The sequence below is a fragment of the Microbacterium sp. BE35 genome, from assembly GCF_031457705.1.
In the GTDB taxonomy this organism is placed as follows: Bacteria; Actinomycetota; Actinomycetes; order Actinomycetales; family Microbacteriaceae; genus Microbacterium; species Microbacterium trichothecenolyticum.
Genome location: NZ_JAVDXD010000003.1, coordinates 347,331 through 360,278 on the forward strand (window position 1 = coordinate 347,331; position 12,948 = coordinate 360,278).

The following is a 12,948-nucleotide window of genomic DNA, read 5'->3' on the forward strand; positions in this document are numbered from 1 at the left end:
CATAGCTCGATCGCGGCCGACCGGTCACCGGCCTGTTCTAGCCTGTCCTTCGCTCCATGCAGGGAGTCGAATATGCCGTACACCATGTCGCTGTCGTAGGACTCGTGTCTGACAGCAAGGTAGTGGCCGCTCATTGCTCACTCCCCTCGGCGGGGAGGATCAGAAGTACAACGCAACCGACCCAGACCACCGCGAAGATAACAACAGCAGCGGCACCAAGAACCGCGCTCATTACTCAGTCACCTTGCCGTTGAGGACGCGGCGCTGAACGCCACCCTCGGGGTCAAGCCACCGCAGCGCGCTCTCCGCTTCCTCGAAATACGCCTTGTAGACCAGGGCGTCGATGATCGCGCTGGCGAGTGGCGGCTGAGGGATGCCGCGGAGTGCGTTCTGGTCCCAGTCCTGGACCACCCAGTCGATCGTCTGCTCGGGCGTCTTCTCGTCGTGCGGCTCACGCCTACCGATTTCGGTACGATGTGCCATGTCGACTCCTTGTTAGTCGGCTTCTGCCCCCGGCCTGTGACAGCAGGTTCGGGGGCTTCTTTGTGGGTTGTACCCACTAACAGATTAACAGCGATGTAGGCCTAGATGTAGGCATAGACGAGAAAAACCCCCGAGATCCGCGGAATCTCGGGGGTTCTACTGGGGTGAGTAACGGGACTTGAACCCGCGACCCCCTGGACCACAACCAGGTGCTCTACCAACTGAGCTATACCCACCATGTCTCCCGCTCGCGCGGGCAACCAGACGATTCTCTCACACCTCCGGAGCAAACGACGACACGACGGCAGCAGCCGCCGCGCGCGCGCCGTCGCTCGTCGGACCGGGCTCCGGAACGAACACCGCCTGGCGGTAGTAGGCGAGCTCGCGGATCGACTCGAGGATGTCGGCCAAGGCGCGGTGACCGCCGTCCTTCGCGGGTGCGTGGATGTACGCGCGCGGGTACCAGCGGCGCGAAAGCTCCTTGATGCTCGACACGTCGACGTTGCGGTAGTGCAGCCAGCGGTCCACCCGCGGCATGTACTTTGCGAGGAACATGCGGTCGGTGCCGATCGTGTTCCCGGCGAGAGGTGCCTTCCCCTCGAGCGGGACGAATCGCTGGATGTACTCGAGGACCTGGAACTCCGCGTCCGCCAGGCTGACGCCCTGCGGGATCTCGTCGAGCAACCCGGAACTGCGGTGCATATTGGTGACGAACTCGTTCATGTTCGCCAGCGCCGAGTCGTCGGGTCTGATCACGACGGAGAAGCCTGGATCGAGCGTGCGCAGCTCGAAATCGGTGATGACCACAGCGATCTCCACCAGTTCGTCCACGCCCAGGTCGAGCCCGGTCATCTCGCAGTCGATCCACACCAGACGGTCGTTCTCGGATGCACCCACCATGTGCTCCATCCTTGTCGCAAGTCCAGACATCCCACGGGCCTGGACTCGGGTGCCGACTCCCACGCCAGCCCCGTTCGCCCCTCCGGGAGGATTCGAACCCCCGACCTGGCGGGTAGAAACCGCTCGCTCTGTCCCCTGAGCTACGGAGGGATGGGTCTTCCACACTACCGGGTCGCACCACGCCGTCGCGGACGCTGGCGCATCACGTTCTCTCGGCGTAGCGTCAGGACCGGACGCATCGAAAGGAGTTCACCGATGAGCACCACGGAGACGCACCACCCGCTCTGGGTCGCCTACGGAGCATCCGGCGTCGCCGGAAGCATCCGCAAGGACGACGGCGGCTACACGGTCACCATGGCCGGCGCAAGCGAAGCGACGGGCACATACCCGACGATGGAGATCGCGAAGAGCGCACTTCACTCGCACATGACGCCTGGCAGCGACTGGCCCATGTTCCGCGAGCACTGATGCGCACGGCGCACGCGATCGTCTGAGCGCCGTGGGCTGACGCGCGTCACGCCGAGTGCTCGGCGGCGACGCGCGTCGGCTTTCTGCGTGTGTCGAGCAGGGGCAGTGCGACGTGCACCAGCGGCCCGATGAGGACGGCGAAGAGCACCGTGCCGATGCCGATCGTGCCGCCCAGCAGCCATCCAACGATGAGCACCGAGACCTCGACGAGTGCGCGGCACAGCCAGATCGGCCAGCCGAGGCGGGCGTTCATGCCCGTCATGAGGCCGTCCCGGGGTCCAGGGCCGAAGTGTGCGCCGATGTAGAGGCCCGACGCGACCGCGACCACGACGATCCCGCCGAGCAGTGTCGCGAGCTGGGCGGCGAAGCCCGATACCGGCGGAACGACCCCGAGGACGACCTGCATGCTGGTGCCGACCAGGAGGATGTTGGCGATCGTCCCGACGCCCGGCTTCTGCCTGAGCGGAATCCACAACAGCAGCACGAAGAAGCCGACGATGTTGGTGATCCAGCCGATGCCGATCCCCGTGCGGACGGAGAGCCCCTGGGCGAACACCGTCCAGGGGTCGACCCCGAGGCCGGCTTCGACGGTCAGGGCGCAGCCCGCTCCGTAGAGGAAGAGGCCGACGAGCAGCTGGGCGATTCGGCGTGGCATGCGTCCATCCAATCGTAGAATTGGATCGACGCATGCAGTCCAATATGAGTACCCTGGCCTCATGGACTCCCGCATCTCCGCGCGCGCCCTGGCGGCCGCCCTGGGCGGCTGGCGCACTCGCGAGCCCGCGTACGAAGCACTGGCCGACGGCATCCGCCTGCTCTGTCTGGACAACCGCCTCGCCCCTCGCACCGCACTGCCCGCCGAGCGCGAGTTGGCGGCCGCCCTTCACCTGAGCCGCAGCACAGTCGCGGCGGCCTATCGAAGCCTGCGGGAGACCGCCCACATCGCGAGCCTGCGCGGGTCGGGCAGCGTCACGCTGCCTCTCGGGCGCAGGGAGCCCGGGCGCGCCGACGCCGCTGAGGGGATGATCGATCTCCAGCAGGCCAGCCCGCCCGCATGGCCGGGCCTGGCCGGGATCATGGCCGAGACGGCAGGCGCCGCGTCCGCCCTGGTGTCGCGCGTGGGTTACGACGTCCTCGGGCGCATCGAGCTGCGTGAGGCCATCGCCGACCGCTACACCGCACGCGGGGTGCCGACGCGACCTGACGAGGTGCTCGTCACGACGGGCGCCCAGAGCGCGATACATCTCGTGTCGTCGGTGCTCATCGGCCGGGGCGACCGCGTGCTGGTCGAGACGCCGACCTATCCGCACGCTGCCGACGCTCTCCGCCGGGCCGGCGCCCGGCTCGTGGGCGTGCCCGTGACCACCGAAGCGGGCTGGGACCTCGATCGAGCCGAGCAGGCATTTGCACGTACCCTCCCCGTGATGGCGTACCTGATGCCCGACTTCCAGAACCCCACGGGCCGGAGCATGAGCGTCGGCGAGCGTGAGGCGATGCTCGCGGCGGGAGAGCGGTCGGGATCGGTGCTCGTCCTCGATGAGACCACCGCGGATCTGGACATCGACCGCGGATCCCTCGCGGCAGGCTTCGCGGCGTCGGAGCCCGGGACGGTCGTGCGCATCGGCTCTCTGGGCAAGACGGTGTGGGGTGGGCTGCGGCTCGGGTGGGTGCGCGCCGACGGCGATCTGATCCGCAGACTCGTCGCGGCGCGGCCGGCACATGACCTCGGCACGCCCGAGTTCGAGCAGGCGATCGCCACCCGGCTGCTCTCGCAGTTCGAGGACGTCGTCGTGCAACGCTCAGAGCTGCTGCGATCGGGGCGGGACGCGCTCGTGCGGGCGCTGAAACAGCGCCTGCCCTCGTGGGACCTGCCCGAAGTGCATGGCGGCGTCTCGCTCTGGATCGAACTGGGCGCCCCGCTCAGTTCCGCGCTGGTCATCGAGGCGCGGGCACGCGGGGTGCTGTTGAGCGCCGGGCCGCGCTTCTCCGTTGAGGGCGGGCACGAGCGACACCTCCGCGTGCCTTTCACTGCGCCGCCCGAGGAGATGGTGCGCGCCGCAGACGTGCTCGCCGACGCCTGGTCGTCGGTGCGCGCCGGTGCGCCGTCGACGCTCGTGGATCAGGTCGGCGCGGTCATCTGAACACGCGGGCCTGCGCCCCACCCCACCCCGGCTCGCGGTCTCAGCGGGCGAACACCAGACACTCGACCGCGTCGTCGGCGCTCCAGAAATCGCCCAGATCGCGGAAGGCGTGCGCTGCGGGGCTGTAGCGTCGCGCGCGGAAGCGGATGGCGCCCGCCTGCGCGATTTCTTGGAGATGGCCGATCACGCGCCCGTCCGGTTCCACGACCCGCCAGAGGGACGGCGACGCGGCGATGAGACGCAAGCGGGTCCGCGTCTGGAGCGTCGGCGGGCCCGATGTGCGGGTTTCAACGAGAGCTGGCATGGTGTACCTCCTCTGCGTTCGAACATAGCTACGACCGCCGACATTCCTGGCGGGAGGGCTTCTCCGGCGCTTCCTCCCCAGCGACGCGAACCACGTCGCTGTCCACAGATCGCCGGCCCGCCCCACTCCGAGCGCTTGCGCGCGGGGAGGCTGAGTGCACTGCCGGCGTCCTCGGGCACGGGGCGCCGGCAGGACCGAGGAGGGTCCTCGGGAGACAGAGAGGATGAGCGATGAGCGACAGAGGCGACACCATCACGATCACCGGCAATGTGGCGACACCTCCGGAGTTGAAACGCACGCCGGCCGGGGTGCCGATCGCCACCTTCCGGGTGGCGAGCGGCCAGCGACGCTACGACCGCGCAGCGGAAGCGTGGACCGACGCCGGGACGAACTGGTACACCGTCTCGGTGTTCCGCTCGCTGGCCGACCACGCGTATCGGTCGTTGCAGAAGGGAGATCGGGTGATCCTCACCGGCCGCCTGCGGCTGCGCGAATGGGACAACGGCACCCGCCGTGGCACGGCGATCGAGATCGACGCCGAGGCGATCGGGCACGACCTGCTCTGGGGGACGACGACGTTCGTGAAGGATGCCAACGGCGCGACGATCGATGCCGCCGGGGCCCGGCCGGCTCCGGTCGGCGACGACGCGTGGGCGACCCCCGGGGTCGACGGCGCGTCCGCAGGTGAAGAGATCGAAGGGGCCGCGAGGCCGATGCTCGCCGCCGTCGCGACGGGCGCTGACTCGTCGACGGGCGGCACGGACGCGCCCTTCTGAGCCGTTCAGCTTGCGCGGGGCCGGCGGCCCCTAAACTCTCCCCGTGGCCCGAGACCTCCCGCCCCGCGCTCGCTTCGACGTCCGTTCACTGCGCGCCATGCGGGTGATCGCCGCACTCGCGCTCGTCGGCGCGCTCACCGCGTGCAGCCCTGGTGAGCCGGAGCCCGAGCCGGAGCCGACCACGACGACGACCGACGGCGCCCCGAGCCCGATCGCCTCGCCGACGACGCCGCCGGAGCCCACGCTCGTGCCGGAGGGGACGGCTGACGACAACCTCCCGCTGTTCTCGTCGGTCACCGCGGCGGTGTGGGCGACGGACGCCCGGGTGACGGGCCGGGCGTATGTCGATGCGCTCACCGCGGCGGGGTTCGACAAGGCCGCGATGCAGGTGACGCAGGACCTTTCGACGGTGGGCAATCCCGCCGAGAGCATCCAGTTCTCTGTGCGGTGGAACGACCAGTGCCTCGTCGGCCAGGTCGGCCCGGCGACGGGAGATCCCGTCACCGTCGTGGTCCCGGTGCTCGCCGAGGGGAACTGCCTCGTCGGGCAGACGCGGCCCATCGACTGGTGAGGCCCGACCGCCACCCGCACCGGCTCGGACGCGGGTCGGCTCACGCCGCTCGTCGCGTCGCCCGGTAGGCTGGGACGCTGACGTCTGAAGTCCAAAGAGAGCAGAAACCCGCATGGCTGAGTACATCTACTCGATGGTCCGCGCCCGTAAGGCCGTCGGCGACAAGCTGATCCTCGACGACGTCACGATGGCGTTCCTCCCCGGCGCGAAGATCGGCATGGTCGGCCCCAACGGCGCGGGAAAGTCGACGATCCTGAAGATCATGGCCGGGCTCGACACGCCGTCGAACGGTGAGGCGAAGCTCAGCCCGGGTTTCACGGTCGGCATCCTGATGCAGGAGCCCGAGCTCGACGAGACCAAGACGGTCCTCGAGAACATCCAGGACGGCATCGCTATCAAGGCGAAGGTCGACCGGTTCAACGAGATCTCCGGCCTCATGGCCGACCCGGACGCCGACTTCGACGCCCTGCTCGCCGAGATGGGCGTGCTCCAGGAGGAGATCGACGCCGCTGACGCCTGGGACCTCGACTCCCAGCTCGAACAGGCGATGGACGCGCTGCGCACCCCGCCGGCCGACGCCGAGATCGGCCCGCTCTCGGGTGGTGAGAAGCGGCGCGTCGCCCTGACCAAGCTCCTGCTGCAGAAGCCCGACCTGCTCCTGCTCGACGAGCCCACGAACCACCTCGACGCAGAGAGCGTGCTCTGGCTCGAGCAGCACCTTCAGAAGTACCCCGGCGCCGTGATCGCGATCACCCACGACCGGTACTTCCTCGACAACGTCGCGGAGTGGATCGCCGAGGTCGACCGCGGGCGTCTGATCGGCTACGAGGGGAACTACTCGACCTACCTGGAGAAGAAGTCGGAGCGCCTCGCCATCCAGGGCAAGAAGGACGCCAAGCTCGCCAAGCGCCTCGCCGAGGAGCTCGAATGGGTGCGCTCGAACCAGAAGGGGCGCCAGGCCAAGTCGAAGGCGCGTCTCGCGCGCTACGAGGAGATGGCGGCCGAGGCCGACCGCACCCGCAAGCTCGACTTCGAGGAGATCACGATTCCGCCCGGACCGCGCCTGGGCAGCGTCGTGATCGAGGCGAAGAAGCTGCAGAAGGGCTTCGACGGCCGCTCGCTCATCGACGGGCTGAGCTTCACGCTCCCGCCGAACGGCATCGTCGGCGTCATCGGCCCGAACGGTGTGGGAAAGACGACGCTTTTCAAGACCATCGTGGGTCTCGAACCCCTCGACGGCGGCGACCTCAAGGTCGGCGAGACGGTCAAGATCAGCTACGTCGACCAGTCGCGCGCCAGCATCGATCCGAACAAGACACTGTGGGAGGTCGTGTCGGACGGGCTCGACATCATCACGGTCGGCAAGACCGAGATCCCGTCGCGCGCCTATGTGTCGAAGTTCGGGTTCAAGGGTCCCGACCAGCAGAAGAAGGCGGGAGTGCTCTCCGGCGGTGAGCGCAACCGCCTCAACCTCGCGCTCACGCTCAAGGAGGGCGGCAACCTGCTGCTCCTCGACGAGCCGACCAACGACCTCGACGTCGAGACGCTGCAGTCGCTCGAGAACGCCCTGCTCGAGTTCCCCGGGTGTGCCGTGGTCATCACGCACGACCGGTGGTTCCTCGACCGCATCGCGACCCACATCCTCGCGTACGAAGGCACCGACGAAGACCCCGACAAGTGGTACTGGTTCGAGGGGAACTTCGAGGCGTACGAGGCCAACAAGGTCGAACGCCTGGGCGTGGAGGCGGCACGTCCGCACCGCACCGCGTACCGCAAGCTCACACGTGACTGAGATGGGCGACGCGGCGGTCGCAGCCACGGCCGGCGACCGCCGCCTGCACATCCCCATCCACCTGCGATGGGGAGACCTCGACGCGTTCAACCACGTCAACAACACGTCGATGCTGAAGCTGCTCGAAGAAGCGCGCGTGCGGGCGTTCTGGCTTCCCGAACCGGGCGAGGACGCACCGCCGACGGCGGTGCTGGATTCGAGCATCTTCAGCGGGATGCTCACGCTCATCGCCCGGCAGGAGATCGAGTACCTCGCACCGGTGCCGTATCAGCGACATCCGCTCGACGTGCAGATGTGGTTCGGCAAGCTGGGCGGGTCGAGCATCGAGGTCTGCTACGAGGTCTACAGCCCGGTCGAGTCCGGTGCCGGCGGACGAACGCTGTACGCACGCGCCACCACCGTCATCGTGAAGGTGGATGCCGAGACCGGGCGCCCGCTCCGACTCACGAGCGAGGAGCGCGCCGCGTGGGGGCCTTACGTCGGCGAGCCGATCCACTACACCCACCGGCGCTGACCCGGCCGACCGGCGCCGGCTCAGCGGGTGTCGCCGTCGCTCCCGGGAACGCGGATCATGATCTCCTGCGCCACGCTGGCCAGCAGGGTGCCGTCGGCGGCGTAGATCCGTCCTGACGCGAGGCCGCGGCCACCGCGGGCGCTCGGGGATTCCTGGACGTACAGCATCCATTCGTCCACGCGGCCGAATCGATGCCACCACATGGCGTGGTCGAGGCTCGCGACCTTCAGACCCGGCGTCGCCCACGAGACGCCGTGTGCCCGGAGGATCGACTCCTGGATCGTCAGATCGCTGAGGTACGCGAGCGCGGCGCGATGGATCGCAGGGTCATCGGGGATAGGCCGGCGCACGCGCATCCAGACCGCCTGCCGCGGCGCCTTCTCGGTGTCCGCCGCGACGTAGATCGGCGCCGGGATGTGCCGCAGATCAACCGGCCGATCGGTGAAGAGCCGCTTCGACATCGGATGCAGGCCGCCCAGGTGCGACTCGATGTCGGGGAGATCCTCCGGCGCGGGCACGCCCTCCGGCATCGGCTCCTGGTGCTCGAGGCCGGGGTCCTCGTCCTGGAAGGACGCGATCATCGAGAAGATCGGGACACCCTCCTGGAACGCCTGCGTGCGCCGCGTCGAGAACGAGCGTCCGTCGTGGATGCGGTCGACCGAGAACGTGATGCCCTTCGCCGAGTCTCCGGGGCGGAGGAAATACCCGTGCATCGAGTGCACGATCCGCTCCTCGGGGATCGTGCGCGACGCGGCGACGATGGACTGCGCGAGCACCTGGCCGCCGTAGACGCGCCCGAGCGGCATCGACTGCGATGCGCCGGTGAAGATGTCCTCCGTGGTGCGCGCGTCGGACGCGCTCAGATCGATGACCGACAGCATCGACGCGACCGGATCCTTCTCCAGCACCGTCTCGGCGTTCGGCTCGGCATCCACGGGTGCTCCTCTCCGGGGCGGCGGCCGCCCGCAGGTCCGCTTGGTAGCTTAGGGGGCGATGTCACCGCGCCTCCTGCTCGCCGATCCCGAGTCCGCCGCCGACGCCCTCACCTTCGCGGGTCGGGCAGCGCGCTTCACGGTCGAAGGCGTGCGCCTGCAGGCTTCCGGTGGCGTCCTGGCGATGACCGCCGCGCCTCTGGCGCCGCGCGGCTTCGGGGATCCGACGCCGACCGTCCTGGCTCTGCGATCGCTGAACGCGGACCCCGAGCTCGTGTGCGACCTCGTGGTCGAGGCATCCGCCCTGTCTGCGACCGTCGACGATCCTCGTGCCCTCTCGCTTCCCGAGACCGCTCTGTCGCCCGCGTGGGCGGGCATCACCCCGCCGCGCAGCGGCTGGGACGCGCAGCCCGGCATCGAGGCATCGACGCTCGCGGCCAAGGCCCAAGGGGGGATCGCCCGCGTCGCCGACACGGTGCCGACGGATGCCGGCGAAGACGTGGTGCGCACCGTCCGCGCCGCCGTGTGGGGCGCGCCCGACGAGGAGCTGGGGGGTCTGCCGCTCGGGGTCGCGTTCGCAGCCCTGAGCCTCGGCTTCATCAGCGGCGGCGAGACCGCTCGGGTGTTCGCGAGCGGTCCGTGGACGCGAGTGAGCCTCAGCCGCGGTCACGTGCTCGTTCGCGGACCGGTGGCGACCGGCCTCACGCCGGTGCGCCGCACGGGCTCCTCGGCGAACTGACGCGGGCTCCTCGTCACACGGCCGCTGCGGCGGCGCGCCCGGCGACCCGCCCCGAGAAGAGGCATCCGCCGACGAAGGTGCCCTCGAGGGCGCGATAGCCGTGGATGCCGCCGCCGCCGAATCCGCTCGCCTCGCCTGCGGCGTACAGGCCGGGGACGGGCTCGCCGCCGGCACCGAGCGCGCGGCCCGACAGATCGGTCTCGATGCCGCCGAGGGACTTGCGGGTGAGCACGTGCAGCTTCACCGCGATGAGCGGCCCGGACTTGGGGTCGAGGATGCGGTGGGGGCTTGCAGTGCGGATGAGGCGGTCGCCGCGGAACGCGCGCGCCGAGCGCAGCATCGCGATCTGGGCGTCCTTGGTGAAGTCGTTGTCGATCTCGCGGTCGCGAGCCTCGACTTCGAACCGCACGCGGTCGGCGTCGAGCGCATCGCCGCCGGGGAGCGACTGCATGCCCGCGATGAGGTCGTCGAGGTTGTCGCGCACGACGAAGTCGGCGCCGTGATCCATGAACGCCTGCACGGGACCGGCGGCGCCCTTGCCGAGGCGGGATTTCGCGAGGAGCTTGACGTCCTTGCCGGTGAGGTCGGGATTCTGCTCGCTGCCGGAGAGCGTGAACTCCTTCTCGATGATCTTCTGCGACAGCACGAACCATGAGTGGTCGTGCCCGGTGGCGCGGAGGTGCGCGAGGGTTCCCAGCGTGTCGAAGCCGGGGAAGAGCGGCACGGGCAGGCGATTGCCCGTCGCGTCGAGCCATACGGACGAGGGCCCGGGAAGGATGCGGATGCCGTGATCCGGCCAGATCGGATCCCAGTTCTGGATGCCCTCGACGTAGTGCCACATGCGGTCGCCGTTGATGAGGCGCGCGCCAGCGGCCTCCGACACGGGCTGCATCGAGCCGTCGACGTACGCCGGGACGCCGGTGACCATCGTCGCGGGGGGAGTGCCGAGGCGCTCGGGCCACCATTGGCGCACGAGGTCGTGGTTTCCCCCGATGCCTCCGGACGAGACGATCGTCGCGTCCGCCGTGATCTCGAAGGCGTCGACGGCCTCGCGCGAACTCGCGACGCCGCGTGCGGTGCCGGACGGAGCCAGCACCGCACCGGCTGCGCCCGTGACGACGCCGCCGGCGACGGTGAGCGACGTGACCCGGTGGCGGGGGAGGATGGTCACGCGTCCGTCGGCCTCGCCGGCTTCGACAGCCGCCTGGAACGGCGCCACGATCCCGGGCCCCGTGCCCCACGTGATGTGGAAGCGCGGCACCGAGTTGCCCGGCCCGGTCGCGGTGTACCCGCCCCGCTCTGCCCAGCCGACGATCGGGAAGAAGCCGACGCCCTTCTCGCGCAGCCACGCGCGCTTCTCCTCGTGCGCGAACTGCAGGTAGGCCTCGGCCCACCTGCGGGGCCAGAGATCCTCCTCGCGGTCGAACCCGGCGTTGCCGAACCAGTCCTGTCGCGCGAGCTCGAGCGAGTCGTGGATGCCCAGCCGGCGCTGTTCGGGCGAGTCTATGAAGAAGAGGCCCCCGAAGGACCACCACGCCTGACCGCCGAGATTCGACCGCGGCTCCTGGTCGACGATCGTCACGCGCTTGCCCGCCGCGACCGCCTCCGCGGTGGCGACGAGACCGGCGAGTCCCCATCCGATGACGAGGATGTCGGTGTGGTGGGAGGGCATGTCGACTCCTTCGTCGGCGAGGGGATGTAGCCGAGTCGCTGACTCAGCGAGCGGGGTCGGCGTCTGCCGGGGGTGCCGCAATGACAGGGAAGGATGCCGCAGCCCGGGGTCCTGCGGCGGGTCCGATGCCCGAGGGCTCGAAGGTATTCACCATGGCATATGCGGCGCGCTGGAGGTAATCCCAGAGGGTGGCCTCGTGGAGGGGCGGGAGCTGGAGTTCGTCCACCGCGACGCGCATGTGCGCGAGCCAGCGGTCGCGCGCGTCGGGATCCACGTGGAACGCCGCGTGACGCATGCGCAGCCGGGGGTGGCCGCGCTCCTGGCTGTACGTCGTCGGACCGCCCCAGTACTGCTCGAGGAACAGCGTGAGCCGCTCCTTCGCCGGGCCGAGGTCCTCCTCGGGATACATGGGGCGCAGGACCTCGTCCTCCGCGACCCCGCGGTAGAACGCGTCGACGAGCCGAGCGAACGTGTCGTGGCCGCCGACTTCGTCGTAGAAGCTCAGCGGGGTGGCCGAGTCCGTCATGCGGTTCCTCCGGTGGTCGTGCCGGATTCATCACCCGCGGGCGGTGTCGACGGCTTCTTGGGGGTTCGCTTCGGCTTCCACACCGGGCGCTCCGGCGTGGAAGCGACCGGCGTGGGCTTGGTCTTGGGCGGGTTGGCGCCGCGCACACGCTGAGCGCCCTCGAGCCCGCTCGGCATGACCGCGGTGAGGGCGGGCAGCGTGATGCCCATCTCGTCGATCGTGTGCTTCAGGCGCATGCGCAGCTCGCGCGCGACGTCGTCCTTCGCATTCGCGCGGGTCTTCATGACGAGGCGGATGACGAGCGCGTCGCCCGAGATCGACTCGAGGCCCCACACCTCGGGCTGCTCGAGGATCCGCGTGCGCCACTTCGGGTCCTTCGCGAGCTCCTTGGCGGTGTCGAGCATCGCCTTCTCGACCTCGCCGATGTCGGAGTCGGTGGCCACCGAGAGATCGAGGATCACCCGCGACCAGCCCTGCGAGAGGTTGCCGATGCGCAGGATCTCACCGTTGCGCACGTACCAGAGGGTGCCGTTGACGTCGCGCACGTGCGTGACGCGGACGCTCACGTACTCGACGATGCCCGTCGCAAGTCCGAGGTCGACCACGTCGCCGATCCCCACCTGATCCTCGGCCACGATGAAGATGCCGTTGAGCACGTCCTTGACGATGTTCTGCGCGCCGAAGCCGAGACCGGCGCCGATGGCGGCGGTGAGCAGTGTGAGCGATCCGAGAGCGGTCGGTGCCAGGACGTTGATGACCAGCAGCAGCGCGATGATCACGACCGTCACATTGACGATGTTGCCGAGGATCGAGCCGAGCGTCCGCGTGCGCTGGACGAGCCGCACCGACGCGAGCGGCGACCGCTCGAGGGCCTGGGTGTCGTCGACGTTCGCCTTGTTCTTGGCGCCGTTGACGATGCGACCGACGACCCGGTGGATCACGAAGTGGAGGATCCAGACGACGAGCACGGCGCCGACGATGATGCCGGCGACGGCGAGCAGGTTCCAGCCGGCCTGGACGAAGAACTCGCCGACGCCCCGCCATAGCTCTGCGTCCGTAAGATCGGGGGCTTCCGCGGGCGGGGTGGATTGGAGGGGTACGCGGCTCATCGTCACGATCCTAACTAGCGG

General features: G+C 69.3%; 15 protein-coding genes and 2 tRNA genes. 7 read left to right on the top strand and 10 right to left on the bottom strand.

Going from position 1 to position 12,948, the window contains the following annotated elements; all coding sequences use genetic code 11:
- Positions 1-231 precede the first annotated feature (231 nt).
- From J2Y46_RS13065 to J2Y46_RS13080, 4 genes are all read right to left on the bottom strand, one after another.
- Positions 232-483 carry a hypothetical protein gene (locus tag J2Y46_RS13065; RefSeq protein ID WP_310242828.1) on the bottom strand — a complete coding sequence of 84 codons (252 nt, stop codon included), beginning with the start codon at positions 481-483 and terminating at the stop codon, positions 232-234.
- Positions 484-643: 160 nt separating this feature from the next.
- Positions 644-719, bottom strand: a tRNA-His gene (locus tag J2Y46_RS13070).
- Positions 720-756: 37 nt separating this feature from the next.
- Entirely contained in the window at positions 757-1,383 is a 627-nt protein-coding gene (orn, locus tag J2Y46_RS13075; protein ID WP_045302815.1) for an oligoribonuclease, read from the bottom strand.
- Positions 1,384-1,460: 77 nt separating this feature from the next.
- Positions 1,461-1,533: transfer RNA gene (locus tag J2Y46_RS13080), tRNA-Arg, on the bottom strand.
- A 105-nt stretch (positions 1,534-1,638) separates the two neighbouring features.
- On the opposite strand from J2Y46_RS13080, the gene J2Y46_RS13085 reads away from it, so the two are divergent.
- Positions 1,639-1,851 (top strand): hypothetical protein, encoded by a 213-nt coding sequence (locus J2Y46_RS13085; RefSeq protein WP_045302813.1) that lies wholly within the window; start codon positions 1,639-1,641, stop codon positions 1,849-1,851.
- Positions 1,852-1,897: 46 nt separating this feature from the next.
- Here J2Y46_RS13085 and J2Y46_RS13090 read toward each other — a convergent pair whose 3' ends face one another.
- Complete coding sequence (locus J2Y46_RS13090) at positions 1,898-2,506, bottom strand: YitT family protein (protein WP_045302811.1); 609 nt, start codon at positions 2,504-2,506, stop codon at positions 1,898-1,900.
- 61 nt (positions 2,507-2,567) lie between these two features.
- Here J2Y46_RS13090 and J2Y46_RS13095 point away from each other — a divergent pair, with 61 nt between their 5' ends.
- A complete protein-coding gene (locus J2Y46_RS13095) occupies positions 2,568-3,992 on the top strand; it encodes a PLP-dependent aminotransferase family protein (RefSeq protein ID WP_310242829.1) in 1,425 nt (474 codons plus the stop codon).
- Between the two features lie 40 nt (positions 3,993-4,032).
- Here J2Y46_RS13095 and J2Y46_RS13100 read toward each other — a convergent pair whose 3' ends face one another.
- Positions 4,033-4,236 carry a hypothetical protein gene (locus J2Y46_RS13100; protein ID WP_310242831.1) on the bottom strand — a complete coding sequence of 68 codons (204 nt, stop codon included), beginning with the start codon at positions 4,234-4,236 and terminating at the stop codon, positions 4,033-4,035.
- A gap of 290 nt (positions 4,237-4,526) precedes the next feature.
- Here J2Y46_RS13100 and J2Y46_RS13105 point away from each other — a divergent pair, with 290 nt between their 5' ends.
- The 4 genes from J2Y46_RS13105 (at position 4,527) to J2Y46_RS13120 (ending at position 7,949) form a co-directional block, all read left to right on the top strand.
- Complete coding sequence (locus tag J2Y46_RS13105; RefSeq protein WP_084695785.1) at positions 4,527-5,072, top strand: single-stranded DNA-binding protein; 546 nt, start codon at positions 4,527-4,529, stop codon at positions 5,070-5,072.
- 43 nt (positions 5,073-5,115) lie between these two features.
- Positions 5,116-5,643, top strand: coding sequence for a DUF6993 domain-containing protein (locus J2Y46_RS13110; RefSeq protein ID WP_310242833.1), 528 nt, complete (start codon positions 5,116-5,118; stop codon positions 5,641-5,643).
- 112 nt (positions 5,644-5,755) lie between these two features.
- Entirely contained in the window at positions 5,756-7,435 is a 1,680-nt protein-coding gene (gene ettA, locus J2Y46_RS13115) for an energy-dependent translational throttle protein EttA (RefSeq protein WP_045302803.1), read from the top strand.
- 1 nt (position 7,436) lies between these two features.
- Positions 7,437-7,949, top strand: coding sequence for a thioesterase family protein (locus tag J2Y46_RS13120; protein WP_310243067.1), 513 nt, complete (start codon positions 7,437-7,439; stop codon positions 7,947-7,949).
- Positions 7,950-7,969: 20 nt separating this feature from the next.
- Here J2Y46_RS13120 and J2Y46_RS13125 read toward each other — a convergent pair whose 3' ends face one another.
- A complete protein-coding gene (locus J2Y46_RS13125) occupies positions 7,970-8,830 on the bottom strand; it encodes an acyl-CoA thioesterase II (RefSeq protein WP_310243070.1) in 861 nt (286 codons plus the stop codon).
- 112 nt (positions 8,831-8,942) lie between these two features.
- Between J2Y46_RS13125 and J2Y46_RS13130 the strand changes: the two genes are divergently transcribed.
- Positions 8,943-9,620 (top strand): hypothetical protein, encoded by a 678-nt coding sequence (locus J2Y46_RS13130; protein WP_045302801.1) that lies wholly within the window; start codon positions 8,943-8,945, stop codon positions 9,618-9,620.
- A 13-nt stretch (positions 9,621-9,633) separates the two neighbouring features.
- On the opposite strand, the gene J2Y46_RS13135 is transcribed toward J2Y46_RS13130, so the two are convergent.
- From J2Y46_RS13135 to J2Y46_RS13145, 3 genes are read right to left on the bottom strand one after another with little or no spacing between them, the layout of a single operon-like run.
- Entirely contained in the window at positions 9,634-11,292 is a 1,659-nt protein-coding gene (locus J2Y46_RS13135) for an FAD-binding dehydrogenase (protein WP_310242836.1), read from the bottom strand.
- 43 nt (positions 11,293-11,335) lie between these two features.
- Positions 11,336-11,818 carry a globin gene (locus tag J2Y46_RS13140; RefSeq protein ID WP_310242838.1) on the bottom strand — a complete coding sequence of 161 codons (483 nt, stop codon included), beginning with the start codon at positions 11,816-11,818 and terminating at the stop codon, positions 11,336-11,338.
- The gene (locus tag J2Y46_RS13145; RefSeq protein WP_045302798.1) at positions 11,815-12,927 is read right to left on the bottom strand and encodes a mechanosensitive ion channel family protein; all 1,113 of its coding nucleotides are present in this window, start codon (positions 12,925-12,927) and stop codon (positions 11,815-11,817) included. The genes J2Y46_RS13140 and J2Y46_RS13145 overlap by 4 nt, the downstream gene beginning before the upstream one ends.
- Between the last annotated feature and the right edge of the window lie 21 nt (positions 12,928-12,948).